The 24,201-nt window shown below is 70.2% G+C and carries 22 protein-coding genes and 1 pseudogene; 8 read left to right on the top strand and 15 right to left on the bottom strand.

All coding sequences use genetic code 11. The features are described from left to right. Nucleotides 1-94 precede the first annotated feature (94 nt). The 3 genes from F0344_RS06720 to F0344_RS06730 all read left to right on the top strand — a co-directional run bounded on the left by F0344_RS06720 (nucleotide 95) and on the right by F0344_RS06730 (nucleotide 2,466). Complete coding sequence (locus F0344_RS06720; protein ID WP_185297902.1) at nucleotides 95-400, top strand: WXG100 family type VII secretion target; 306 nt, start codon at nucleotides 95-97, stop codon at nucleotides 398-400. A 545-nt stretch (nucleotides 401-945) separates the two neighbouring features. Then, on the top strand, nucleotides 946-1,551 hold the full coding sequence (locus tag F0344_RS06725; protein WP_185297903.1) for a class I SAM-dependent methyltransferase: 606 nt from the start codon (nucleotides 946-948) through the stop codon (nucleotides 1,549-1,551). Nucleotides 1,552-2,013: 462 nt separating this feature from the next. Beyond that, complete coding sequence (locus F0344_RS06730) at nucleotides 2,014-2,466, top strand: OsmC family protein (protein ID WP_185297904.1); 453 nt, start codon at nucleotides 2,014-2,016, stop codon at nucleotides 2,464-2,466. Nucleotides 2,467-2,508: 42 nt separating this feature from the next. Here F0344_RS06730 and F0344_RS06735 read toward each other — a convergent pair whose 3' ends face one another. Both F0344_RS06735 and F0344_RS06740 read right to left on the bottom strand, forming a co-directional pair. Beyond that, a complete protein-coding gene (locus F0344_RS06735) occupies nucleotides 2,509-4,776 on the bottom strand; it encodes an MMPL family transporter (RefSeq protein WP_185297905.1) in 2,268 nt (755 codons plus the stop codon). Nucleotides 4,777-5,651: 875 nt separating this feature from the next. Next, complete coding sequence (locus F0344_RS06740; protein ID WP_185297906.1) at nucleotides 5,652-6,263, bottom strand: TetR/AcrR family transcriptional regulator; 612 nt, start codon at nucleotides 6,261-6,263, stop codon at nucleotides 5,652-5,654. Between the two features lie 861 nt (nucleotides 6,264-7,124). Between F0344_RS06740 and F0344_RS06745 the strand changes: the two genes are divergently transcribed. Both F0344_RS06745 and F0344_RS06750 read left to right on the top strand, forming a co-directional pair. Then, entirely contained in the window at nucleotides 7,125-7,424 is a 300-nt protein-coding gene (locus tag F0344_RS06745; protein WP_185297907.1) for an RNase A-like domain-containing protein, read from the top strand. A gap of 13 nt (nucleotides 7,425-7,437) precedes the next feature. Further along, nucleotides 7,438-8,094 (top strand): contact-dependent growth inhibition system immunity protein, encoded by a 657-nt coding sequence (locus tag F0344_RS06750; protein WP_185297908.1) that lies wholly within the window; start codon nucleotides 7,438-7,440, stop codon nucleotides 8,092-8,094. 558 nt (nucleotides 8,095-8,652) lie between these two features. Here the strand turns inward: F0344_RS06750 and F0344_RS06755 are convergent. The 4 genes and pseudogenes from F0344_RS06755 to F0344_RS06770 all read right to left on the bottom strand — a co-directional run bounded on the left by F0344_RS06755 (nucleotide 8,653) and on the right by F0344_RS06770 (nucleotide 13,408). Further along, the gene (locus F0344_RS06755; protein WP_185297909.1) at nucleotides 8,653-10,041 is read right to left on the bottom strand and encodes a class I SAM-dependent RNA methyltransferase; all 1,389 of its coding nucleotides are present in this window, start codon (nucleotides 10,039-10,041) and stop codon (nucleotides 8,653-8,655) included. A gap of 99 nt (nucleotides 10,042-10,140) precedes the next feature. Continuing rightward, complete coding sequence (locus tag F0344_RS06760; protein WP_185297910.1) at nucleotides 10,141-12,189, bottom strand: APC family permease; 2,049 nt, start codon at nucleotides 12,187-12,189, stop codon at nucleotides 10,141-10,143. 125 nt (nucleotides 12,190-12,314) lie between these two features. Further along, nucleotides 12,315-12,593: pseudogene (locus F0344_RS06765) on the bottom strand (pyridoxal-phosphate dependent enzyme); the annotation flags it as partial. A 155-nt stretch (nucleotides 12,594-12,748) separates the two neighbouring features. Further along, nucleotides 12,749-13,408, bottom strand: a complete 660-nt coding sequence (locus F0344_RS06770) for a GntR family transcriptional regulator (protein WP_185297911.1) — start codon at nucleotides 13,406-13,408, stop codon at nucleotides 12,749-12,751. Between the two features lie 248 nt (nucleotides 13,409-13,656). Between F0344_RS06770 and F0344_RS06775 the strand changes: the two genes are divergently transcribed. Next, nucleotides 13,657-14,325: a potassium channel family protein gene (locus F0344_RS06775; protein WP_185297912.1), complete on the top strand. Its 669-nt coding sequence runs from the start codon at nucleotides 13,657-13,659 to the stop codon at nucleotides 14,323-14,325. Further along, on the top strand, nucleotides 14,325-15,002 hold the full coding sequence (locus tag F0344_RS06780; protein ID WP_258049716.1) for a potassium channel family protein: 678 nt from the start codon (nucleotides 14,325-14,327) through the stop codon (nucleotides 15,000-15,002). The genes F0344_RS06775 and F0344_RS06780 overlap by 1 nt, the downstream gene beginning before the upstream one ends. A 142-nt stretch (nucleotides 15,003-15,144) precedes the next feature. Here the strand turns inward: F0344_RS06780 and F0344_RS06785 are convergent, their stop codons facing one another. From F0344_RS06785 to F0344_RS06820, 8 genes are all read right to left on the bottom strand, one after another. Next, the gene (locus F0344_RS06785; protein ID WP_185297913.1) at nucleotides 15,145-15,918 is read right to left on the bottom strand and encodes a DUF3159 domain-containing protein; all 774 of its coding nucleotides are present in this window, start codon (nucleotides 15,916-15,918) and stop codon (nucleotides 15,145-15,147) included. Nucleotides 15,919-15,921: 3 nt separating this feature from the next. Then, on the bottom strand, nucleotides 15,922-16,338 hold the full coding sequence (locus F0344_RS06790) for an OB-fold nucleic acid binding domain-containing protein (protein ID WP_185297914.1): 417 nt from the start codon (nucleotides 16,336-16,338) through the stop codon (nucleotides 15,922-15,924). A gap of 110 nt (nucleotides 16,339-16,448) precedes the next feature. Beyond that, nucleotides 16,449-17,141 carry a response regulator gene (locus F0344_RS06795; RefSeq protein WP_185297915.1) on the bottom strand — a complete coding sequence of 231 codons (693 nt, stop codon included), beginning with the start codon at nucleotides 17,139-17,141 and terminating at the stop codon, nucleotides 16,449-16,451. Between the two features lie 58 nt (nucleotides 17,142-17,199). Next, the gene (locus F0344_RS06800) at nucleotides 17,200-19,743 is read right to left on the bottom strand and encodes a sensor histidine kinase (protein ID WP_185297916.1); all 2,544 of its coding nucleotides are present in this window, start codon (nucleotides 19,741-19,743) and stop codon (nucleotides 17,200-17,202) included. Between the two features lie 146 nt (nucleotides 19,744-19,889). Next, the gene (locus F0344_RS06805) at nucleotides 19,890-20,633 is read right to left on the bottom strand and encodes an ABC transporter ATP-binding protein (RefSeq protein ID WP_185297917.1); all 744 of its coding nucleotides are present in this window, start codon (nucleotides 20,631-20,633) and stop codon (nucleotides 19,890-19,892) included. Between the two features lie 197 nt (nucleotides 20,634-20,830). After that, entirely contained in the window at nucleotides 20,831-21,598 is a 768-nt protein-coding gene (locus tag F0344_RS06810; protein ID WP_185297918.1) for a DUF3710 domain-containing protein, read from the bottom strand. A 1-nt stretch (nucleotide 21,599) separates the two neighbouring features. After that, complete coding sequence (gene dut, locus F0344_RS06815; protein ID WP_185297919.1) at nucleotides 21,600-22,127, bottom strand: dUTP diphosphatase; 528 nt, start codon at nucleotides 22,125-22,127, stop codon at nucleotides 21,600-21,602. Continuing rightward, nucleotides 22,127-22,711 (bottom strand): PaaI family thioesterase, encoded by a 585-nt coding sequence (locus F0344_RS06820; protein ID WP_185297920.1) that lies wholly within the window; start codon nucleotides 22,709-22,711, stop codon nucleotides 22,127-22,129. The genes dut and F0344_RS06820 overlap by 1 nt, the downstream gene beginning before the upstream one ends. 58 nt (nucleotides 22,712-22,769) lie before the next feature. Here F0344_RS06820 and F0344_RS06825 point away from each other — a divergent pair, with 58 nt between their 5' ends. Then, entirely contained in the window at nucleotides 22,770-23,228 is a 459-nt protein-coding gene (locus F0344_RS06825) for a DUF3093 domain-containing protein (protein WP_185297921.1), read from the top strand. An 11-nt stretch (nucleotides 23,229-23,239) separates the two neighbouring features. Here the strand turns inward: F0344_RS06825 and F0344_RS06830 are convergent, their stop codons facing one another. Next, nucleotides 23,240-24,193, bottom strand: coding sequence for a hypothetical protein (locus tag F0344_RS06830; RefSeq protein WP_185297922.1), 954 nt, complete (start codon nucleotides 24,191-24,193; stop codon nucleotides 23,240-23,242). Between the last annotated feature and the right edge of the window lie 8 nt (nucleotides 24,194-24,201).

The raw sequence follows: 24,201 nt of genomic DNA on the forward strand, positions 1-24,201 counted from the left end.
AGACATATGGCCGACATGCGACCCGAGGCCCGCACGAACTCCGCTCAGGTGATGAGTAGCATCATTTGTGATTGCTTCTAGGGGGATCACCACCGTGCCGGACGAAGACCGCATCACTGTCAATTTCGCTACCTTGCAGCAGCTTTCGGGTGATCTGGAGGGCATCCTCCGCGTGCTCAACGAGAAGCTGGACACGTTGTACGAGCGGACCGCCAAAGCCATGCTGAGCTGGGACGGCGAGGCGCGTGAGGCGTTCATCGACGAGCTGGACAAGTGGAGCCACTCCGCTGGTGATCTCAAGGCAACCCAGGCTTCGGTGAGTCGGCCTGAGGCGCGGTGTCGGGATTGCTCCCGGTCCGTCTCCTCAGGCCGACTCACCGTTCTCGGCTTCCTGCGCTGATCACCCGTCCGGCAGGCCGCCCGTGCACTTCGGCGCGTGCGCGTGCCCCCATGACCGTCGCAAGGGGTGGCAGCGGCCCGCCCGACCCGGAACCGTCCGAGGGTCTCGATCGCCGGTTGACGCTCCTCGCGGGAGCCGGGGAAGCCGATCGCTCGCCGGTCGCGGACCCGGCGGTGGCCAGGGTGCGATTGGTTGATCGTGCGAGCGTGGGGACTCCTGCCCACATGCGGAAGGACGCAAGGACAGCGATCCCGACTGTCAGTACCGCCCCGCGGTGGCGTTCGCCGCGGGGCGGTGAAGCCGCTGTCCCTTCAAGGCTTGACGCAGGCCGGGGGTTCGGGACCTTTCACGGAAGCCCCACCGAAAGTGCTCTCACGCCCTTCCGTCCGCGGTCCTATCGACCGCTCCCGGCCGTGCGACACCGCATTGCCCCGGACCCGAGCAGCTGTCCCTCCCCTGCCCCTCGCAGCGACGACAGGGCGGACCTCGACGGTAACGTCGGTACCGGCGAGGATTCCGCTCACACGGAGGAACGAGGGGCACGGATGGACGCGGCGAGCTGGGACCAGCGGTATCAGGGCAGCGAACTGGTCTGGAAGGCGGAGCCCAACCGCTTCGTCGAGGAGGAGCTGGCCGGCCTGGAGCCGACCGGGCGGGCGGTGGACCTCGCCGCCGGCGAGGGGCGCAACGCGGTCTGGCTCGCGGAGCGTGGCTGGGAGGTCGACGCCGTGGATTTCTCCGCCGTGGCGCTGGAGAAGGCTGAGCGACTGGCCGCCGGGCGAGGCGTGCGGCTGCGAACCGTCCGCGCCGATCTGGCGCTCTGGACGCCCCCGGGAGCGACGTACGACCTGGCGCTGATCGCCTACCTGCACCTGCCCTGGGCACAGATGAGACAGGTACTGACGCAGGCCGCCGATGGACTGCGCGAGGGCGGAACCCTTCTCCTCGTCGGCCATGACGCGGCCAATCCCGAACGCGGTCACGGAGGCCCGCAGGATCCGCGTGTGTTGTACACCGCGGAGCAGGTCGCCGATCTCTGGCGACCGTACGCCGATATCCTGCGGGCCGAGGCGGTCACCCGGCCTGTGCCCGGCACCGAGGGCGGAAGCCGCAGAGCTGTCGACGCCCTCGTACGCGCTGTGCGGCGGTGACACCGTCCCGACGTGGTCACCGCACCCGCACCGGCACCGCAGCCCCGCACCCGGTGCGGGCCGCCGCCGGGATCGGGCCGGGCGACGAGGTGATCGTGCCCCCGCGTACGCCTTCCACGCCACCACCACCCCGCTGTGCTCGGAGCCCGCCCGCCCTCGCCGACGGCAGCGGACACGACGTCGGCCCCGGCCGTGCGCTCCCCGTTATGTCTTTCGCGGTCCTGAGCGGTCGGCATCCGCGGCCGGATGACCACGGCCTGCCGCGGCGGTAGTCGTGCGCGCGGGTCGCCCACACATCAGCGCCCGGGTCAGGACATCCCGGAGCTTGAGCACGGTCGGCGGCGAGGTATGAGGGCCGAACGGCACCCGCCACACCCTTTCGGCCTCTCGATCCGCCGCACGTTCCGGGGTCGACTGGAACCCGGCAGCTGTCGGCGCCGATAAGAAAGGGCAAGCCCCGTCATGACCAATACCGCACCGCAGGATCTCAGCTCGAGCCAACCGCACGACCCGGACGTGCACCGCTTCGAAGTGACCCATGTCGAAGGGGACGTCTACGCCGCGGACATCCGCGGTCACCGCTTCCAGGTCGACCAGCCCGTCGAGGCCGGAGGCACGGACAGCGCGCCCACCCCCACCGAGCTGTTCGCCGCCTCCCTGGCCACCTGCGTCGCCTTCTACGCGGGCCGTTTCCTGCGACGCCACGACCTGGACCAGGCCGGACTGCGCGTCCGTACAGAGTTCACCATGGCCACCGACCGACCCGCCCGTGTGGCCTCCATGCGCGTCACCATCGTGCCGCCGCCCGGGCTGCCCGAAAAGCGCCGCGCGGCCCTGTTCGCCGTCGCCTCCGCCTGCACGATCCACAACACGCTGCACCAGCCACCCGAGATCAGCGTCGAACTGGCGCCATGACACCCACCCTTGGCGCACGCGTCGAGGTGCGCGGCGCGGGCGTCACGGGCGTGGCTGCGGCATCCGCTCGCCTTCCGCTGCCTCTCGCTGTGCGGGCGGCTCACCCAGGGCCCCCGCCCGCTGATCTTCGCCGGCCGTGGTGCTCATGCGGGCGACGGGGGTGTGAAGGCCGGCTGTCGCTGTCGCTGTCGCTTCGCCCGGCAGATGCGGCAGCAGGCGCTGCAGCCGACGCGGCATCCACCAGGCGCTCCTGCCCAGGAGCGCCATGACGGCGGGCACCAGGACGAGCCGGACCAGGGAGGCGTCGATCGCGATGGCGACGGCGAGGCCGAAACCGAAGAGATTGACGGTCCGCTGGTCGTTCAGCTGGAAGCTGCCGAACACCACGACCATGACCGAGGCGGCGGCGGTGATGACGCGGGCGGTCGCGGCGACGCCGTCGCGGACGGATTTGCTGGAGTCCCCGGACCTCAGGTACTCCTCCCGCACGCGGCTGAGCAGGAACACCTCGTAGTCCATCGACAGGCCGAACAGGACAGCGAACAGCATGACCGGCGCGAACGACTCCACCGGCCCGGCCTCGGCCCCCAGGAGCCCGGCGCCCCAGCCCCATTGGAAGACCGCGACCACGACGCCGTACGCGGCTCCCACGGAGAGCAGGTTCATCACCGCGGCCTTGAGAGGCACGACGAGTGAGCGGAACTCGACCATGAGGAGCAGGAAGCTCAGTCCCACCACGAAGGACATGAACCAGACCATCTTGCTGCCGAGCCGGTCCGCGAGGTCGATGGCGGTGGCGGTGGTGCCGCCGAGGTGTGTCTCGGCGCCGTCGGCGGCGTCCGGGAGGACGTCCTCCCGCAGGCGGTGGACCAACTGCTCGGTGGACTTGTCGTCCGGCGAACTCTTGGGCACCACGGTGTACACCGCGGTGGTCCCGGCCTCGTCCAGTCGCGGCGGCCGTACCTCCTGCACCCCTTCGGTGCTCCGGAGTTCGGTGCGCAGCGCGCCGGCCTGCCGGTTCACGGCAGCCTTCGACTCCTGGCCGTCGAACTGCGCGGTCACCACCAAGGGGCCGGTCCAGCCGGGGCCGAAGTCCCGTGCGATCAGCTCGTACGCGCGGCGTTCCGTACTGCCCTCGGGTGCAGAACCGCCGTCGGCCGTACCCAGGCGCAGCGAGAACAGGGGGATGGCCATGGCGATCAGGACTGCGGCGGACGCGAGGAGGTAGGGCCAGGGGCGCCGCTGGACGTGGCCGGTCCAGCGGTGCCAGCCGCTCACCTGGCCCGTGCCGTGGTCGAACCGCAGCCGCCGCACGCGGAAGCGGTCCAGACCGGCGCCGAAGACGGCCAGCAGGGCCGGCAGCAGGGTGACGGCCGCCAGCAAGGTGGCGGCCACCGTGATGGCGCTCGCCAGGCCCAGGGCGGAGACGAACTGGATGCCGATGAGGTAGAGGCTCAGGATCGCCACGATCACCGTGGCGCCCGCCACGAGCACCGACCGGCCGGCGGTCGTCAGCGCAAGCCGGATCGACTCCTCAGGGGGGTGCCCGGCGTGCATGCCCTCCCGGTGCCGGGTGACCACCAGGAGCGCGTAGTCGATCCCCACCCCCAGGCCGATCATGGCCGCCACCACCGGACCGGACGTACCGATGGTGGCCACCTCGGCGACCATGGTGAGGACCGACATCCCCAGGGCCAGTGCGAACACGGCCGTCAGCAGCGGCACCACCATGGCGAAGACCGATCCGAATGCCACCAGCAGGACCAGAACCGCGGCGGCCAGGCCGATCGCCTCGCTCCCCGACGGGCCATTCTCCTCCTGGAGGACGGCACCGCTGTACTCGACCTGCGCCCCCGCCTCCCGCACCGGGCCGAACGCCTCCTGTGCGGCCTCGACGGACTCCGCGGGCACATCCTTGGCCCGCTCGGTGAACTGTACGGTCGCGAGCGCGGTGCGCCCGTCGTCGGAGACCATGGCGGGCCCCGGTCCGTACGGCGACTGGACCGCCGCCACATCCTGGGAGCCACGCACCTCAGCGGCAGCGTCCGTGACAGCCGCCTTCACCTTCGCCGAGGTGACCCCGGAGTCGCTGTGGATCACCACCTGCATTCCGTCGCCGGAAAGCTCCGGGTACCGCGTGCGCAGGGTGTCATAGGCGGCCTGCGAATCGGTGTTGCTCAAGGTGAGGTCGTTACTGAAGGAACCCCCGACCGATCCGGCGCCCAATGCCGCCCCGACGACGGCCAGCAGCCAGAGGGCGATCACCCACCATCGGTGCCGCACCGAAAAACGAGCAAGCGCAGAAAGCACGGGAGCCTCCATCGTCAGGGCGGGCGGGGTTCGCCCCACTCCGCGGCACATGCGTGTCGGCACAGAGTCGCGCGGCCGCTTCCACAATCTCAACCACGATGAATTCCAGGATGGGCAGCGGGCGGAGAAACCTGACACACGCGCCTGGCTTCCGGACGTCACCCGACGTGCTTCCTCGGGGCGAATACCCGGCGGTCGCCCCCCGTTCCGTCCGGGCCCTGCGGCGCGGACGCCCGCAAGCGGGCCGGAGCGGTCCGCGCGGATCGCGGGCCTTGACCCCGCTACATCCTGAGCCGGGGAGCGGTCGCTTCCCGGGCGCCTGATGAAATACTCCGGATCAACCAGGCATGGTTACGGCTCGTGGAGGTTGACTCGCCCCGGACCGACTTTCGTGGACGACCGGCGGAGCCTGGACCGTCTACGCGGTGTGGGGGCTCACCGCAGCCGTGCTCGCCGTCACCGGCGCGCAACGGTGAGACCGGTGAGAGGGTCGTCCGAAGTGGCAGAGTGGCAGCCCGCACCCGTAAGCGGGTGGTGGTCGGCCCCGGTGTGTCGTCGCCGTTACGCCGAGGCCGTCGGAATCCGCCTGACCGAGGCGCGTTGTCCAACTGCCCCGCCTGCCGGGCCTGCGGCAGGAAACCGGCACTCGAGGCGGTCGCACGCCGTCGGCACCGTCGGCCTCCGTTGCTGACTCCGGGTCGTTGACAAGCGTGGTCACCCCAGCCGTGGCGCAGCGACCGGGATGGTGGGTTGACGGCACTGTTCCTCATCGACGGCATCCGGCCGGTCACTGAAGACGCCGCGGGACCGGGGCTGTTGGACGCGGCGGGCCGGGTGCGTCACCGCAGCGGTACTGCGTGCTGCTGCCTGCGGCGTCAGGGGGTACGAGGCTGGTGTGAGGATTCGCGCAGCGCGACGCGCAAGGGCGGGGCGTAGATCCGGATTATTTCATCAGGCGCCATGGAAGCGACCGGTTCCAGGCGCAGGATGTAGCGGGTCACGACGAGGCCCGCGATCTGCGCGCAGAACGCTCCGGCCCGCTTGCGGGCGTCCGCGCCGCGGAGCCTGGCGGCGATCTTGTCGATTATTTCCCGTTCCATCATCTCTTTGACCAAGCCGGTGATGGCCTGGTCGTGGACGGCGCCGGTTATCAGGGCACGCAGCGGCGCGCCCGATTCGGGGTCCTCCCACAGGGCGAGCAGGTCGAGCAGCGCGCGTTGGGGGAAGGTGGCGGGGTCGCCCTCCGCGGTGCGCGCGAGGGTTTCGGCGGGGTTGGCGGACAGCGCGAGGGCCGCTCCGAACAGGCCCTTCTTGGAGCCGAAGTGGTAGCTGACCAGGGCGACGTCCACACCCGCCTCGGCAGCCACGGAACGCAGGGTGACTGCCGCGTATCCCCCTTCGAGGAAGCGCCGGCGGGCGACGTCGAGGATCTGGGCGCGCGTATCGGGTTTCCCGGCCCTCCTGCCCCGGCCCGATGAATTCATCATGGTTGAGATTGTAGAGGTGGCCGGCGCCAGCTTTGGGTCAAGGGCCCTCCCCCGCCGGGGGAGGGCGAAGTCAGAGACTTCCACTCGACCGCGCCGAACAGCGAGACCAGCGGCAGCAGTGTGAGCAAACAGCCGGTGGACCTCAACGACCCGCTGTCCGGCTACAAACAGGGCGGCATGAATGCCAGGTCGTACGACGTCACCGTATCGACACGCGGCTCGGGTACGACAGCAGCCGCACCCCGCCGTTCACCGTCATGACGTCGATGCCCTCCAAGTCCTAGCGCACGCCGAGAAAGGCCAGCACCACATGCCCCTCGAACAGAATTCTTGGGAAGCCGCCGTACGCCACAGAGCTGATGGCTCGGGCCGTCCCGGACCCCCGGGGCTGGACGGGTCTCGACGATTCGGCGCAGGACCCGGAGCGCGAGGGGTTTGCCACGTATCCGTTCGCTGTGCACCCCCCCGAGTACATCGCGCAGCGTCTCCGCGAGATCGATCGGGCCAGCGCCGAGAACCTGCTGCTGGCCCTCACGGACGACTGCTGCACCCTGTCCAGCCTGAAGCGCTTCACGGAGAGCGAAGGAGAATTGCGGGCGATGGCGAGGACGATCCTCGCACGTTACGGCGACGAGGCCACTTATCACACCAACGTCAGCCGGCCCGGCCCTGTGCCCGGAGCACTCGACTTCACGACGTCGCACTGGGGGGTACAACCCCCTGAGCGTGTACTCGGAGGACTGCGGTCTGATCGTCGTCTCGGACACCGAGGTCGGCATGTTCTGGAACTTCTCCGACCACTGAACCATTTGCCGCTCGTACGAGCGCAGGATCCGACCAGGTGATTTGAAAGGATGCACCGTGCCGACCCGCTCCGCCTCCTATCCCGACCGGAAGACCGCCCAATGGGCCACCCAGCAGGTGGTGACCGCGAACGAACAGGCCGTCCACCGCTGGCTCGCCCAGAACACCCGGGCCCGCCTCACCGTCGAGGCCGCCTGGCCGTCCCGTGAGGAGCCCGTGGGCCGGGTCCAGCTGGAGGGCGACCTGCTGGCCGGGCGAGGGCCCGTCGACGTGCGCGCGGCGCGCGTGGTGCTGCGCCGGGAGCCGACGAGTCCGCTCGGCTTCGTCGTCCACGCGACCGTTCCGTTCTACCTGTAGGGGTCACACGCACATGTCCATGAAGCCCCTCGAACACGACCGGCGGTACGGCGAGCTGGACCAGGTGATGCGCGCATACCTGGGGCAGCCGGCCGACGACACCCCGGAGCGGCGCAGTCGCGCCTTGGACGCGTATCTCCGTCACACCTGGCACACCCGCCCCTCGGCCGTCGCGGAAGCGGAACGCCAGCTACGCGAGTACAGCCGTAATCCTCCGGGCCGCATCCGGCAGGAGCTGGGTGAGTTCTACTCGATCCCGGACACCGGAAAGCCCCAGTCGGACATCGGTGACTGGCTGATGGTGCTGGCCGACCACCTGAAGAGGAGCATCGAGGAGGGGGACGTTCCGGAGCCATCGGTCCCGCAGACGCACTGGGAATGGCACGCGCGTTTCCCGGAGACCGTGCAACTGCTGGGCGGCTGGTTCTCACAGGACATCGTCGACGAGTTCCCCGGCCACGACGCCGCCGTCGCGGACTACGCCGACACCACAAACCCGCAGCTGCTCGCCCGCCTCGTGGGTGAACTCCACGAGTTGCTCGCTCTTCCCCTGAACGAGGGGGACTACGCCCTGGCCGCCGCCGAACTCGGCATGGAGGTGGGCCCGCCGGAGCCGTTCTCCCACGGCGCCTGGTTCCAGTCGCTGGCGGCGACACTGTCCGGCGTCTGATCCGGCTGGACCGTCGAGGCACGGGCGCTCCACCGCCGCAAGACCGCACGAACGTGGACAGCATCGCAGGGCCGAGCCCTCGCGAGACCCCACCTGAAGGTCCGACCGGCCGGTGACCGCAGTCCTTTGAGGACATCGCCAGGGCCTCAACAGCGCAACCCGGAGCAGACGCAGGCGATCCGCAGTCCGGGGCGGATGTATCTCAGCGCCCTGACCGCACCGACCGGGGCCAGGACGGCTACACCGACCTGGCCACCCGGGCAGCCAGATGGCTCGCGGCAGCCAAGAAACCTCTCCTCCGTAATGACGCGACGACCCGTACTGTGCCGTGGGTTCGAGGCTCACCTGACGCATCATCAGGACGAGCGTCAGATGAGCGTCGAGCCCGTCGCGCACCATTCCCGACGAAGGCCGCCGCAGACCGCTTGCCCCTGCGCTCTTGGGTGAAACCGCAGGTCAGAGCAGTGTGCCTGGACGGCCGCGCGCTCCACGTCATGTCCGGTGTGAAACATGTCGAGCGCATCCCGCCATGCCTGAGAACCCCGGGAAAACTGCAGGTCAGAGCCCCTTTGCAGCAGGCTCCAGGATCGCCACGCACTCCACGTGCGAGGTCATCGGAAAGAGGTCGAACGCCCGCAGCGTCCGTACCCTGTAGCCGCCCTCGCGGAAGTACGCCAGGTCGCGGGCCAGAGCGGCCGGGTCGCAGGCCACGTACGCGATGCGGCGGGCGCCCAGGGCGGCGAGGTGCTTGACCGTGGCCTTGCCGGCTCCCGCGCGCGGGGGGTCGAGAACGATCAGGTCGGCTTCCGTGATGCCGGTGCGCGGCAGGACCTGGTCGACCTTGCCGTGCTCGATCCGGACCCGCTCCAGGTCCTTCAGGTTGTGGCGGGCGTCCTCGACGGCGCGCTTGCCGGACTCGATACCGAGCACCGCGCCCTTCTCGCCGATGCGCTGGCCGATGGCGCCGGCGAACAGGCCGACGCCGCAGTAGAGGTCGAGCGCCGTGTCGTTCTTGCGGGGCAGCAGGCCCTGCATCACCGCGCGGACCAGCGTGTCGGCCGCCTGCGGGTGGACCTGCCAGAAGCCGCCGGAGCCGACGCGGTACGTGCGGTCGTCGGCGCGCTCGCGGACGAAGGCGCGTCCGTGGACGCGGTGGACGCCGCCGTCGTGCTCCTCGACGCGCAGCACGGAGACCGGCTTGTCCAGCTCGACGAGGGGGAGCCGGCCGCCGGGCTTCGGGGTGAGGATGACCTGGCGGTCGTGGGAGCCGGTGGCGGAGATGGCCTCCACCGCGGCCAGCTGCGGCCACTCGCGCTTCTCGATGCCCAGCTCGGTGACCCCGGGGGCGGCGATCATGCAGTGGTCGATCGGCTGGACCTCGTGCGAGCGGTGCTTGCGCAGTCCGGCCCGGCCCTCGTCGTCGATCGCGTACTGGACGCGGGTGCGCCAGGCAGGTACCTCGCCGGGCGGGAGCTTGTCGCCCTCGGCCGGCATGACCGTGCCGTCCCAGCCGGCCTCCTCGGGCGTCAGGCCCGCGAGGCGCTTCAGCTGTTCGGTGATGACCTCGCCCTTGAGCCGGCGCTGGGCGCCGGGCTTGGCGTGCTGCCAGTCGCAGCCGCCGCACATTCCGGGACCGGCGTACTTGCAGGGGGCCTCGACGCGGTCCTTGGAGGCTTCGATGATCCGGACGGCGTCGGCCCGCAGGAAGCGCGACCCCGTCTCGCCGTCCGTGACCCGGGCGACGATCTTCTCTCCGGGGAGGGTGTGCCGCACGAAGAGGACCTGGCCCTCCGCGGTGCGGGCGATGCAGTGGCCGCCGTGTGCGACGGGGCCGACCTCGACCTCGTACTCCTCCCCGATCAGCGAGTCCCCGGCCCGCGAGTCCCCGGCCTGCGAGCCCACGGCCTTCGAGTCCGTGGCCTGCGACGGAGTGGATTCGTTCTGCATGAGGGGGTGGCTCCAGAGATCAAAGGGAAAGCGGCCGGACAACGACCCTCCAGTCTACGCGGGTGTCGTCCGACCGCTTACCACAACCGGCTTCGCCGGTCAGCCCTTACCGGTGGGCTCCTTCTGTTTCCGTTCCACGGGGCCTCGGCGCACCGATCCCGGGGCGTTCCATTCCGCCCGCTTCCTCGCCCGCTTCCTCGCGGCCACGGACGACTCCAGCTGGTAAGGCACGGACGTCACCATGACCCCCGGCGTGAACAGCAGCCTGCCCTTAAGCCGCAGTGCGCTCTGGTTGTGGAGCAGGTGCTCGTACCAGTGCCCGACGACGTACTCCGGGATGTAGACGCTGACCACGTCGCGCGGGCTCTCCCGGCGCAGGCCCTTCACGTATTCGATGACCGGGCGGGTCACCTCCCGGTAGGGCGAGTCGAGGATCTTCAGCGGCACGTTGATGCCGCGCCGCTCCCACTCCTCCTTGAGCGTCCTGGTCTCGTCCGCGTCGACACTGACGGACAGCGCCTCCAGCCGGTGGGAACGGATCAGCTGCGCGTACGCCAGGGCGCGCAGTGTGGGCCGGTGGAGCTTGGAGACCAGCACGATCGAGTGGACCCGCGACGGCCGGACCATCTCGTCGGACGGCGTCTCGTCGGCGGCGATCTCCTCGGTCACACGGTCGTAGTGTTTACGGATCGCGGTCATCGTCCCGTAGAAGATCACCATGCCGAGCAGGGCGACCCAGGCTCCGTGGGTGAACTTCGTCGCGAGGACGACCACGAGGACGAGGCCGGTGAAGAAGGCGCCGAAGGTGTTGATCGCACGGGAGCGCATCATGTGGCGGCGGGCGGCGGGGTCCTTCTCGGTCCGCAGATGACGGTTCCAGTGCCGGACCATGCCGGTCTGGCTGAGAGTGAAGGACACGAAGACGCCGACGATGTAGAGCTGGATCAGCTTCGTCGAGTCGGCGCCGTAGACCCAGACCAGCAGGACCGCCGCACCGGCCAGCAGCACGATGCCGTTGGAGAAGGCGAGCCGGTCACCGCGGGTGTGCAACTGGCGCGGCAGGTAACGGTCCTGGGCGAGGATCGAGCCGAGCAGCGGGAAGCCGTTGTACGCGGTGTTGGCGGCCAGGAAGAGGACGAGCGCGGTGGCCGCGGCGAGGACCACGAAGAGGAAGGTCCCGTCACCGAAGACCGCGGCCGCGACCTGGGAGATCACCGGGTCCTGGACGAAGCTCTCGCCGACCGCGACGCCGTCGCGGATCAGGTCCTTCGCCGGGTGCTCGGCCATCTTCACGTCGGTGGCCATGGCCAGCCCGATGATGCCGCAGAACATGGTGACGGCCAGCAGGCCCATCATCGCGAGGGTCGTCGCGGCGTTCTTGCTCTTCGGCTTGCGGAAGGCGGGCACACCGTTGCTGATCGCCTCGACGCCGGTCAGCGCCGCACAGCCGGAGGAGAACGCCCGCAGGAGCAGGAAGACCAGGGCGAAACCGGCCAGCCCCTGGTGTTCCGCCTTGATCTCCAGTTCCGAGGTCGGGGCGTGCATGGTGTCACCGAGCACGAGCCCCCGGTACGCGCCCCACAGGATCATCAGGAAGACGCCGACCACGAAGAGGTACGTCGGAATGGCGAAGAACCTGCCGGATTCCTTGACGCCCCGAAGGTTCATCACCGTCAGCAGCACGATCGCCCCGACGGCGACGGGAACCTTGTGCTCGACGACGAACGGGATCGCCGAGCCGAGGTTCTCCACACCGGAGGAGATCGACACGGCGACGGTCAGGACGTAGTCGACGAGCAGTGCGCTGGCGACCGTGAGCCCGGCCTTGGGTCCCAGGTTGGTGTTGGCGACCTCGTAGTCGCCGCCGCCGCTCGGGTACGCACGCACGTTCTGCCGGTAGGAGGCGACGACCGTGAACATGAGCACCACGACGGCGAGCGCGATCCACGGGCTGAAGTGATAGGCCGACACACCCGCGATGGACAGCACGAGGAGGACTTCTCCGGGTGCGTACGCCACCGAGGACAGCGGGTCGGATGCGAAGACAGGGAGCGCGATGCGTTTGGGGAGGAGCGTTTCTCCCAGATTGTCGCTGCGCAGCGCCCGGCCGATCAGGATCCGTTTGGGCACGTCGGTCAGTTTGGACACGCAGAGGATCGTATGCGTTGCGTAGGAATGCCGATGAGGCACCACCCCACCAAAGCGGAACAATCCCCCCTATTTTCTGGTTTCAGGCAGAGAACTGCACTCAATCTTTAACGTCTTCCTTGCACTCATCCTTCCGCGAAGAGCGCGCTGTATCCGTTGAGCGCGGGCTGCCCGCCGAGATGGGCGTAGAGGACGGTGGCGTCGCGGGCGATCTCCCCGCGCGCGACCAGGTCGGCCATGCCCGCCATCGACTTCCCCTCGTACACCGGGTCGGTGACCATGCCCTCGGTCCGCGCGGCCAGCCGCATCGCGTCGAGAGTGGCCTCGTCGGGGATGCCGTACGTACCCCCGTGGTAACGCTCGTCGAGTTCGATGTCCGCCACGGTGAGCTCGCGCCGGACCCCGAAGAAGGAGGGGGTAGCGCTCGTACGAGGCCATGCCGGCCGGAGAGGTCGTCGTCACGGAAGCTCCTTGCGGTCTCGGGGTGGGCAGGAGGGGAACGGGCAGGGCAGGCGCTCAGGCGCTCAGGCGCCCAGGCAGGGAACGGTCAGGTCAAAGATCAGGGAGCCGGCGACTCGTCCGCGAGCTCCACCAGCACGCGCCAGATCTCCGCCGTGATCAGGGAAGCCGCCTCCGCGTCGCCCCCGGCGCAGGCGTCGATGAGCTGGTCGTGCAGTGCGGCCGAACCGTGCGCCGCACTCGCCGTGCCGAACCGACGCCACTCCAGACGGCGGATCAGAGGGGTGTAGCGCTCGACCGTGGCGGCGACCGCGCGGTTGCCGCAGGCGGCGACGAGCACGTCGTGCAGCTCGTCGTCGGCGCGCAGCGCGGCGGCGGTGTCGCCCTCGGCGGCGGCCGCCCTGAACCGGTCGTTCGCGGCCCGCATCGCCACGATGTCCGTCTCCGTGAGGTGCGGGACCGCGCTGCGGGCGGCCAGTTCCTGCATCGCGCGAACGACGGCCGCGGCGTCCCGGACGTCACGCGGGACGAGCCGGGTGACTCGGGTGTAACTCTGCGGCTTGCTCTCCACGAGCCCCTCGCCCGCGAGCCGGGACAGCGCGTCGCGGACGGGCGCCCGGGAGAGCCCGAGGCGTTCGGCGAGTTCGCCGTCACGGACGGACGTTCCGGGTGGGATGTCACCGCGGACGATGGCGTCGCGAATGGCTTCGTACGCGGTGTCCCGCAGCAGGGTCCGTCTGCCGGGCCGGAGGGTCTCCATGAACTGACATGTTAGATGTCTGTGTTCCTGTACTCAAGAGTCCGGACACAGCGCGGGCGGAGTGCGGGCAGCGGCCGGGAACCCGGGGCACACTCGGATGAGGCGGCCGGTGCGTTGCGGCATAAGCTCAATCCCGGGCAACGCCGAAGGCCGTTGCCCGGTTGTTTGCCCGGCAAGCTGAGAAAGAAGTGTGACCAGGGTGTTTTCGCAGGTCAGCGGGATGACCAGGACGGCGAGGTAGGCGCAAGGTGCACATCGTCATCATGGGTTGCGGGCGAGTCGGAGCCGCTCTCGCGCAGACCCTGGAGAAGCAGGGACACACGGTCGCCGTGATCGACCGCGACCCCACCGCGTTCCGTCGCCTGGGTTCCGGGTTCGGCGGCCGTCGGGTCACCGGGGTCGGGTTCGACCAGGACACCCTCCGCGAGGCCGGGATCGAAGAGGCCGGTGCGTTCGCCGCGGTGAGCAGTGGCGACAACTCCAACATCATCGCGGCCCGCGTGGCCCGCGAGATGTTCGCCATCGAGAACGTCGCCGCCCGGATCTACGACCCGCGGCGTGCCGAGGTCTACCAGCGCCTCGGCATCCCCACCGTGGCCACCGTCCGCTGGACCGCGGACCAGATGCTGCGGCGGCTGCTGCCGTCCGGCGCCGAGCCGCTGTGGCGCGACCCGAGTGGTGGTGTGCAGCTCGCCGAGGTGCACACCACCTCCTCGTGGATCGGCCACAAAATCAGCACGCTCCAGGAGCAGACAGGCGTCCGCGTGGCGTTCCTCACCCGTCTGGGTGAAGCGATCCTGCCGACGTCGCAGACGGTCCTGCAGGAGAGCGACCTGGTCCACGTGATGATGCGTACGGACGAGATCGCGAAGGTCGAGGCGGCCTTCGCCGAGGGCCCGGAAGAAGGCGGTCACTGATGCGCGTGTCGATTGCCGGGGCGGGGGCGGTGGGCCGCTCCATCGCGGCCGAACTGCTGGAGAACGGGCACGAGGTGCTGCTGATCGACAAGGCGCCGACCGCCATCTCGGTGGAGCGGGTTCCGATGGCCGAGTGGCTGCTCGCGGACGCCTGCGAGATCACCTCCCTGGACGAGGCCGCCCTCCAGCGGTGCAACGTCGTGATCGCCGCGACCGGCGACGACAAGGTCAACCTGGTCGTCTCGCTGCTCGCGAAGACCGAGTACGGCGTGCCGAGGGTCGTCGCCCGGGTGAACAACCCGAAGAACGAGTGGCTGTTCAACGAGTCCTGGGGCGTCGACGTCGCGGTCTCCACACCGCGGCTGATGTCGGCCCTGGTCGAGGAGGCGGTGAGCGTCGGCGACCTGGTCCGACTGCTGCGCTTCAGCCACGGCGACGCAAACCTGGTCGAGCTGACGCTGCCCCCGGAGTCGGCGCTCGCCGGCACCCGGGTCGGCGACGTGGCGTGGCCGGAGGACACCTCGCTGGTCACGATCATCCGCGGCACGCGCGTCCTCACGCCGAACGTCGAGGAGTCGCTGGAGGCCGGTGACGAGCTGCTCTTCGTGGCCGCCCAGGCGCGCGAGGAACAGCTGGAGGATCTGCTGTCGGTGCGCCGCGAGCTCACCGAGGACTGATCCGGGCCGCGGTACGCCCCGGGCCGGTACACCCGTACACCCGTACACCCGTACACCCGTACACCCGTACACCCAGGACAACGAGAGGGCCCCGCACCGTTCGCCCGTTCGCCCGGTGCGGGGCCCTCTCGCGTGCTGACTGTCAGCCTTCGTGACCGCCGGGCCGCGCGGCCCGCGCCTTGCGGTCCTTCTCGGCCTGCTCCTGCGCCTCCATCTCGGCGAAGACGTCGATCGGCGGCGGCGCCTTCGCGAGGAAGAGCCACGTCAGATAGACGGCGAGCAGGAACGGCGGGATCTTCAGCGCGACCAGCACCCAGCCGAGCTGAGTGGTGTCGGCCCACCAGTAGAGCGGGAAGAGGATCGCGCACTTGGCGAGCAGGATCAGCCCCCACGCCCAGCTGGCCTTGGCGTACGCGGCCTTGCGGCCGGGGTTCCTGGTGCGCCAGGAGAGGTTCTCCTTGAAGACCGGGCCCAGGATCAGGCCGATCAGCGGCACACCGGCGATCGTCGTGACGATGTAGGCGAGCGCCAGTCCGAGCGTGTAGATCATGCCCGGCAGATAGAAGTCCTTGGCGTTGCCCGTCATCATCGCGAAGGCCACGCCGAAGGCCACGCCGAAGACGCCGCTGAAGGCGTGCTTGACGGTGTCCTTGCGAACCAGCCGCACACCGACCATGAGCAGCGAGACGACCAGGGCCGCGATGGCCGCGGTGTGCAGATCCTTGTTGATGGTGAACATCGTGACGAAGAGCAGTCCGGGAAGGACTGTCTCCACCATGCCGCGGACACCGCCGAACGCCTCGGAGAGCGCGGCCTCGGTGACCGCCTTCGCGGCGGCCGCCTCGCGGGCGGTGGGGTGGGACCTGTCCGTGTGGGACGTGTCCGTGTCGGACGTCGGCTTGTCGAGAGACGTCACCGGCTACTCCTTGCCGAGCGGTCGGAGTTCGTATTTGGGGTTGAACAGCACCCGGCGTCCGTGGCTCATGGAGATACGGCCCGAGGCGATGAGCTTACGGCCCGGTTCGATGCCGACGATGGAACGCCGGCCCAGCCAGACCACGTCGAGCGGCGCCGTACCGTCGAAGAGCTCCGCCTCCAGGGCGGGCACTCCGGCGCGCGGGCGCAGGGTGACGGTCCGCAACGTACCAGTCACCTTCACGAGCTGACGGTCGGAGCACTCGGCGATGCGGGTGCACCCCGACGCCTGCGCGTCCTCCCTCAGCTCCTCGGACTCCAGGTCCTGCTGGGAGCTGGACAGGCGGTCGAGCATCCGGCGGAAGCGGCCGGACTGCCTGTCCGCCCTGCCGGGCTTCTCGAATCGGGGAACAGCGCTCATACCCGAAGGGTACCGGTGTCCTGGGGTGTCGGCGGGCGCCCGGGAGTGTCACTCGGACGGGCGACCTCGGTCGTCCTGGAATGACCCTCACGTCCCCCGTTTTCCGGCGGTCAGCCCCGCTCGAAGCGGTAGCCCATCCCCGGTTCGGTGACGAAGTGCCGGGGGTGCGAGGGATCGGCCTCCAGCTTGCGCCGCAACTGGGCCATGTAGACCCGGAGGTAGTTGGTCTCGGTGCCGTACGAGGGGCCCCAGACCTCCTGGAGCAGCTGCTTCTGGCTGACGAGCCGTCCACCGTTGCGGACGAGGACCTCCAGCAGATGCCACTCGGTGGGGGTGAGGCGCACGTCGCGTCCCCCGCGGTTGACCTTCTTGGCCGCCAGGTCGACGGTGAACCCCTCGGTCTCGACGATCACGACACCTTCGGCGCCGTCCGCTCCGACGGGTTCGGCCCGGCGTACGGCCGCCCGCAGCCGGGCCAGCAGCTCGTCCATGCCGAAGGGCTTGGTGACGTAGTCGTCGGCACCCGCGTCCAGGGCCTCGACCTTCTCGTCCGATGTGTGGCGGGCGGAGAGCACCAGGATCGGCACCCGGGTCCAGCCGCGCAGCCCCCGGATCACCTCGACGCCGTCCATGTCGGGCAGCCCGAGGTCGAGGACCACCACGTCCGGGTGACGGGCGGCGGCCAGCTGGAGGGCCGTCGCCCCGTCGGGCGCCGCGTCCACCTCGTACTTGCGCGCCTTCAGGTTGATCACGAGGGCGCGTACGATCTGCGGCTCGTCGTCGACCACAAGCACCCTGGTCATCGCGGACCTGCCTTTCTGCTGTCGGGAACGCACGGAACGTGTACGGGGTACGGGAGCGTCACGAGGTGACCTGGGCGGGGAGGCCGGTGCTGACGGGAACGTCTCCCGACGCCGCCCTGAGGGTGAGGACCATCGTCATCCCGCCGCCTGGGGTGTCCTCCGCGTCGAGCGTCCCGCCCATCGCCTCCGCGAAACCGCGGGCGACCGCGAGGCCGAGGCCGACCCCGGCGCCGCGCGGGGCGTCGCCGTAGCGCTGGAACGGCTCGAAGATCCGTTCCTTGCCCTCGTCCGGAACGCCCGGACCCCTGTCGGCGACACGCAGTTCGACGCGTTCGCCCAGCGAGCTGGCGGCGACGACGACCCGCTTCCCCTCGGGGCTGTACTTCACCGCGTTCTCGACGATGTTGGCGACGGCACGCTCCAGGAGCCCTGGATCGACGGCGACCATCGGCAGCGTCTCCGGGATGTCGAGGTCGACACTGCCCTCGGGTACGCCTCCGAGGGCCATGGGAACGACCTCGTCGAGGTCGATCTCGCGGATCAGCGGGGTGACGGTGCCGGTCTGGAGGCGGGACATGTCCAGGAGGTTGCCGACGAGGTGATCGAGCCGGTCGGCCCCGTTCTCGATGCCTTCGAGGAGCTCCGCCTCGTCCTCCTGGGACCAGGAGACGTCGTCGGAGCGCAGGGAGCTGACGGCGGCCTTGATGGCGGCCAGGGGGGTACGCAGGTCGTGACTGACGGCGGCGAGGAGCGCGGTCCTGATCCGGTTGCCCTCGGCGAGCCGTCTGGCCTCCTCGGCCTGTCCCACCAGGCGCTGCCGGTCCAGCACGACGGCGGCCTGGGCGGCGAAGGCGCCGAGCACCCGCCGGTCCTCAGCGGGCAGCACCCGCCCGGAGAGGGCCAGCGCCATGTGGTCACCGACGGGCATGTCCACATCGGCGTCCTCGGGGCGGACGACCGGGGAAGGTCCCACGAACCCGGCGCAGGTCCACGGCTCGACGTCGCTCTGCCGCTCCAGCAGGGCGACGGACTCCATCGCGAAGGTCTCGCGGACCCGCTCCAGCAGGGCGTCCAGGGCGGTTTCGCCCCGCAGGACGCTGCCGGCCAGGAAGGAGAGGATCTCGGACTCGGCGCGCAGCCGGGCGGCCTGATGGGTACGGCGGGCCGCCAGGTCCACCACGGAGGCGACCGCGACCGCCACCGCGAAGAAGATCACGATGGCGACGAAGTTCTCGGGGTCCTGGACGGTCAGGGTGTGGGTGGGCGGGGTGAAGAAGTAGTTGAGCAGCAGCGATCCCGCGGCGGCCGACGCCAGAGCCGGGCGCAGTCCGCCGAGCAGAGCGGCGCCGACGGTCAGGAACAGGAAGAGCAGGACGTCGTTGGCGAGCCCGGGCCCGTCCTCCAGCCCTCTGAGGAACAGCGAGAGGGCCACCGGTCCCCCGACGCCGACGGCCCAGCCCCACAGGATGCGGGCCCGTCCGAGCCGGTTGCCGCGCGCGAGGGGCAGCCCGCGGCCCTTGGCGACCTCCTCGTGCGTGACGATGTGGACGTCGAGGTCCGGGCCGGAGTCCCGGGCGACGGTGGCGCCGACGCCCGGGCCGTATATGTACTGCCATGCCTTGCGGCGGCTGGAGCCGAGGACGATCTGCGTGGCGTTGACCCCGCGGGCGAATTCGAGGAGCGCCGAGGGTATGTCGTCACCGATGACGTGGTGGAAGGTGCCGCCCAGGTCCTCGACGAGGGTGCGCTGTACGGCGAGTTCCTTCGGCGAGGCGGCGGTGAGCCCGTCGCTCCGGGCGATGTACACGGCGAGGATCTCGCTGCCCGAGCCCTTGGCCGCCATCCGGGAGGCGCGGCGGATGAGGGTGCGTCCCTCGGGGCCACCGGTCAGCCCGACGACGATGCGTTCGCGGGCCTGCCAGGTGGTGCGGATGTTGTGTTCGCCGCGGTACTGCTGGAGGTATTCGTCGACCCGGTCGGCGACCCAGAGCAGGGCCAGCTCGCGCAGTGCGGTGAGGTTCCCGGGGCGGAAGTAGTTGGAGAGCGCCGCGTCGAGTTTGTCGGGCTTGTAGATGTTGCCGTGCGCCATACGGCGGCGCAGCGCCTGGGGCGACATGTCGACAAGTTCGATCTGGTCGGCCCGGCGTACGACTTCGTCGGGGACGGTCTCGCGCTGCCGCACACCGGTGATCGACTCCACCACGTCGCCGAGCGACTCCAGGTGCTGGATGTTGACGGTCGAGATGACGTCGATGCCGGCCGCGAGGAGTTCCTCGACGTCCTGCCAGCGCTTGGCGTTGCGGGAGCCGGGCACATTGGTGTGGGCCAGCTCGTCCACCAGGGCGACCGCCGGTGCACGGTCCCGGACGGCGTCGACGTCCATCTCGGTGAAGTGGGCGTCCCGGTACTCGATGTCACGGCGCCGGACCTGCTCCAGCCCGTGCAGCATCACCTCGGTGCGCGGGCGGTCGTGGTGCTCCACGAAGGCGACGACGCAGTCGGTGCCCCGCTCCACCCGGCGATGAGCCTCGGAGAGCATCGCGTATGTCTTGCCGACGCCCGGTGCCGCACCCAGGTAGATCCGAAGCTTGCCGCGTCCCATGGCCCCATTGTCTTTCAGAATCGGCCGCGGCCGATGCGGCAGCCGATTCCGAAACTACTCCGAGGATTCCGGGCATATCGGACCGGGGGTGGCTCCGGGGTGCGTATTGACGGGATTCTGATGCCTGAGGGAATGCCCCGCCGGCTTCAGAGGGCCTTGGCGTGCTCCACGATGTGCCCGTCGCTGAGTTCCAGGACCCGGTCCGCGAGACCGAGCAGCTGGGCGTCGTGGGTGGCGACGAGAGCGGTGACGCCCTCACTGCGCACCACCGCGCGCAGCAGCCGCATGACGGCGAGGCCGGTCTCCGCGTCGAGCTGCCCGGTGGGCTCGTCGGCGATCAGCAGGGCCGGCCGGTTGGCGAGCGCGCGGGCGATGGCCACCCGCTGCTGCTGTCCACCGGAGAGCTCGCCGGGGCGTTGCCGGGCGTGGTCACCGAGCCCGACCAGCGAGAGCATCAGCGCCACGCGCTCCTCGCGCTCCTGCGGATCGGCCCTGCGCAGCCGCATCGGCACACCGACGTTCTCGGCGGCGGTCAGGATGGGGAGCAGCCCGAACGACTGGAAGATGAAACCGATCCTGTCGCGGCGCAGTTCGAGCAGCCCGCTCTCGCCCAGTCCGGAGAGATCCGTGCCGTCGACGACGATCCGGCCGCTGTCCGGCGAGTCCAGGCCGCCGACCAGGTTGAGCAGCGTCGTCTTGCCCGATCCGGAGCGCCCCTTGAGCGCGACGAGTTCGCCGCGCGGGATCTCGAAGGAGACGCCGCGCAGGGCGTGGACGGCCGCTGCGCCGGTCCCGTACGAGCGGCGCAGATCCTCGATCCGCACCATGGGCCCCCGCCCCGGTTCCCCGGCCACCGCCGTGCCGCCCTGCGCCACGATGCTCTCGGTCATGTCACTCCCCGTACGTACGCTTCCCCGCCGCCGCCAGTATGTGCATGGGGCACAGGGCCGGGCAATGGCCAGGTGCCGGGGATCGGTCCGGCGTACCGCACGGGACCGCGCGGGACCGCACAGGACCGCGAAAAGCCGGTGGGCCGTACCCCGGACATGCGGGTACGGCCCACCGGCCGATGCTGCGGGGGTGCGCCTCAGCGCACCTCGGTGATCTCGGGTCCGCGCTGGAGCTGACCCATTCCACCGGAGAACTTCGAGCCCTCCTGCTCCTCCTGCTGCACACCCTCCGGCACCATCTGGGCATCGTTGGGGAGCTTCAGGACGATGGGGTCACGCGGCGCCATCGGGCCTTCGCCACGGACGACCACGGTGTCCCGGAAGATCGTCTCCAGCAGTCCGGCGGCCTCGGGCTGCACGGCTCCCTGGCCGGAGATGACTCCGCGCAGGAACCAGCGCGGCCCGTCGACTCCGACGAAGCGCACGAGCTGTACGCCGTTCGTCCCGTCCGGAAGCTGTACGGGGACCTGGGCGCGCAGCTCCCAGCCCAGCGGACCCTCGACCTCGTCGATGATGCCGCCCTGCTGGGTGATGCCCGAGGCGATCTCCTCGCGGACCTCGCCCCAGATGCCCTGCTTCTTGGGGGCCGCGAACGCCTGGAGCTGGATCGCACTGTCCCGCAGGACCACCGTGGCGGCGACGATCGCGTCACCCGCCACCTCGACGCGCAGCTCCATGCCCTCGACTCCGGGCACGAAAACGCCACCCAGGTCGACCCGGCCCTCGCCGGGCTGGGTCACCTCGTCGACGTCCCACGGGCCGTCAGGCCTGGGGGCCGGCGGAAGGTTCATCCGGCGCGAACCGCTCGCGGCACCGTCGGTGAGCTCGTCGGCGACCTGCTCGGCCTCGCGCGCTTCGTCCGCCGCGTCCTCGGCGGAACCACTCTTCTTGCGACGTCCGAACACGTCACTGTCCTTCCCGGTCGGATACGACCGAAGCGTAGCTGTTCCCACCCTGGGTGATCCCGCCCCTGACGCCGTCCACCGCGGCATGACCGCCGGTGGACCCGAAGCCACCTTCGGCCCGCGCCGAACCGGGAAGTTCCGCCACCTCGTGGAAGCGCACCTTCTCGACCTGCTGGACGACCAGCTGGGCGATCCGGTCGAAACGTTCGAACCGCACGGTCTCGCGCGGGTCGAGGTTGACCACGATCACCTTGATCTCCCCACGGTACCCGGCATCAACCGTCCCTGGGGCATTCACGAGGGCCACTCCGCAGCGGGCCGCGAGGCCGGAACGGGGGTGCACGAACGCGGCGTACCCGTCGGGCAGGGCGATCGACACCCCGGTCGGCAGCACCACGCGTTCCCCGGGTGCGAGTTCGGCGGCCTCGGTGGTCACCAGGTCGGCCCCGGCGTCGCCGGGATGACCGTACGAGGGGATCGGCACCTCCGGGTCGAGCAGGCGGATCAGTACGTCGAGAGGAGGATGCATCAGGGGTTCACCTCGAAGGCGCGGGCGCGCTTGACCTGGTCGGGATCGGCCATGGCCGCCTGGATCTCGGCCGGACGGCCGTTCTCGATGAAGTGGTCGACCTTGACCTCGATGAAGAGGGCGTCGGCACGGACCGCGACCGGCCCGTCGGGGCCGCCGATGCGGCCGGTCGCCGTCGAGTAGATCTTGCGGCCGTGGACGGCGGTGATCTCGGCGTCCAGGAAGAGGACGGTGTCCACCGGTACCGGCCGGACGAAGTCGGTCTCCAGCCGTCCGGTCACCGCGATCACCCGCAGCAGCCAGTTGAGCGAACCGAGCGTCTCGTCCAGCGCCGTGGCCAGTACGCCGCCGTGCGCGAGACCCGGGGCCCCCTGGTGGGCGGCCTTCACGGTGAACTCGGCGGTGACGCGTACGCCCTCTCCTGCGCGGGCCTGGAGGTGCAGCCCGTGCGGCTGTCCCCCGCCGCAGCCGAAACAGTGTTCGTAGTGCGCGCCGAGGAGTTCTCCCGGCGCCGGGGCTTCGGGGTGCCGGACCGGCGCCACCGCGTCGGCCGGGGGCGTCAGGGCCCTAGATGTTCCACTCACAGGCGCAGACCTTACCCGCGCGGCCGACCGCGGGTCGCGCCGTGCCAAGCTTGGTTCCATGCAGCCTTCCGCAACGCCCTTCGACGAACGTCTCACCGCTCCCCGTTCGTGGTGGGTCATCGCCTTCGGGGTCGGCATCGCCTGTGCTCTGATGCTGCTGCCGCTCGGGACCTTGCCGCTGCTGGCAGGGCTGGCCGGCGGCACCGCGGCCGCCGCGGTGATCGTGAGTTCGTACGGTTCCGCGCGCATCCGCGTGGTGGCGGGCTCCCTCGTCGCGGGCGACGCGCGGATTCCGCTGTCGGCGCTCGGCGAGGCCGAGGTGCTGGACGCCGAGGACGCGCGTGCCTGGCGCTCGCACAAGGCCGACATGCGCGCGTTCATGCTGCTGCGCAGCTACATCCCGACGGCGGTACGGGTCGAGGTCACGGACCCGGACGACCCGACTCCGTACGTGTTCCTGTCGACCCGCGAACCGCAGGCGCTGGTGGCGGCACTGACGGCGGTACGGGCGGCCTGAGTCCCGGGCGCCTACGCCTCCGGCGCCCCGGGCAGCTGCTTGGGGTTCTCGGGCTGTTCCAGCGCGGGCAGGCCGGGAAGCCGGTCCCAGGGCACCTGATGCTCGCGCAGGTCCTTCCTGACCCGTTCGGCGAGCTTCTGGGTGTCCCGCCGGTTCATCACGGCGCCGACGGCGGCGCCGACCATGAACGGCAGCAGGTTCGGCAGGTCGCGCACCATGCGCTTCATGATCTGCTGGCGCAGTTCGCGCTTCATCTGACCGCCGAGTGCGGCGTTCAGCGTGGTGGGCCGCGAGACGTCGATACCGCGCTCCTCCGTCCAGGACGTCAGATACGCGGTGCCGCGCTGGCCGACGTTGCCGGGCGGGCGCTGTCCGTAGACCTCGTGGAGCTCGGCGACCAGCTTCAGCTCGATGGCGGCGACGCCGGTGATCTCCGCGGCCAGTTCGGCGATCATGGCGGGCGGTACGGGCATCATGGCGGCCGCCCCGATTCCCGCGCCGACGGCGGCGGTGGCCTTGCTCGCACCCGCGATGAGTCTGTCGGCCAGTTCGTCGGGGCCGAGCCCCGGGAACTGCCTGCGCAGGGTGGCGAGATCGCGCACAGGGACACGGGGAGCCGTGTCGATGATCCGGTCGGCCAGCTGGCCGGCCACGGCTCTCGCGCTCTCCCCGCTCTTGTGTACGCGCCGTTTCAGTGTGTTCAGACGGCCTGCCCCGGTCACGGGCTCCGTCCTGCCGGCATCTCCGGCATCGTCTGTGGTGCCTGCGCCTTCCGTCCGGACTGCTTCGAGCGAGGCCGATCGGCCTCGCTCGTCGTCAGTTGCGCCCACGGAGGGCGGCAGGGCGGCAGAACGCTCGGCAGACGGGCTTGCGCCTGCTGCCGGGCCGCCTGTACCGCCCTGATGCGCCTCCGCGGCTTTCCTGCGCCACAAGCGCCGCTTCCGGAACGGTGTGTCGCCTGCCACGGCCGGCC

The organism is Streptomyces finlayi (assembly GCF_014216315.1).
GTDB lineage: Bacteria > Actinomycetota > Actinomycetes > Streptomycetales > Streptomycetaceae > Streptomyces > Streptomyces finlayi_A.

Bases quoted from the DNA above. Each gene is read 5' to 3' on its own strand.
- F0344_RS06725 (WP_185297903.1), top strand. From the start codon at position 946: ATGGACGCGGCGAGCTGGGACCAGCGGTATCAGGGCAGCGAACTGGTC.
- F0344_RS06730 (WP_185297904.1), top strand. From the start codon at position 2,014: ATGACCAATACCGCACCGCAGGATCTCAGCTCGAGCCAACCGCACGAC.
- F0344_RS06740 (WP_185297906.1), bottom strand. From the start codon at position 6,263: ATGATGAATTCATCGGGCCGGGGCAGGAGGGCCGGGAAACCCGATACG.
- F0344_RS06750 (WP_185297908.1), top strand. From the start codon at position 7,438: ATGTCCATGAAGCCCCTCGAACACGACCGGCGGTACGGCGAGCTGGAC.
- F0344_RS06755 (WP_185297909.1), bottom strand. From the start codon at position 10,041: ATGCAGAACGAATCCACTCCGTCGCAGGCCACGGACTCGAAGGCCGTG.
- F0344_RS06770 (WP_185297911.1), bottom strand. From the start codon at position 13,408: ATGGAGACCCTCCGGCCCGGCAGACGGACCCTGCTGCGGGACACCGCG.
- F0344_RS06780 (WP_258049716.1), top strand. From the start codon at position 14,325: ATGCGCGTGTCGATTGCCGGGGCGGGGGCGGTGGGCCGCTCCATCGCG.
- F0344_RS06790 (WP_185297914.1), bottom strand. From the start codon at position 16,338: ATGAGCGCTGTTCCCCGATTCGAGAAGCCCGGCAGGGCGGACAGGCAG.
- F0344_RS06795 (WP_185297915.1), bottom strand. From the start codon at position 17,141: ATGACCAGGGTGCTTGTGGTCGACGACGAGCCGCAGATCGTACGCGCC.
- F0344_RS06800 (WP_185297916.1), bottom strand. From the start codon at position 19,743: ATGGGACGCGGCAAGCTTCGGATCTACCTGGGTGCGGCACCGGGCGTC.
- F0344_RS06805 (WP_185297917.1), bottom strand. From the start codon at position 20,633: ATGACCGAGAGCATCGTGGCGCAGGGCGGCACGGCGGTGGCCGGGGAA.
- dut (WP_185297919.1), bottom strand. From the start codon at position 22,127: ATGCATCCTCCTCTCGACGTACTGATCCGCCTGCTCGACCCGGAGGTG.
- F0344_RS06825 (WP_185297921.1), top strand. From the start codon at position 22,770: ATGCAGCCTTCCGCAACGCCCTTCGACGAACGTCTCACCGCTCCCCGT.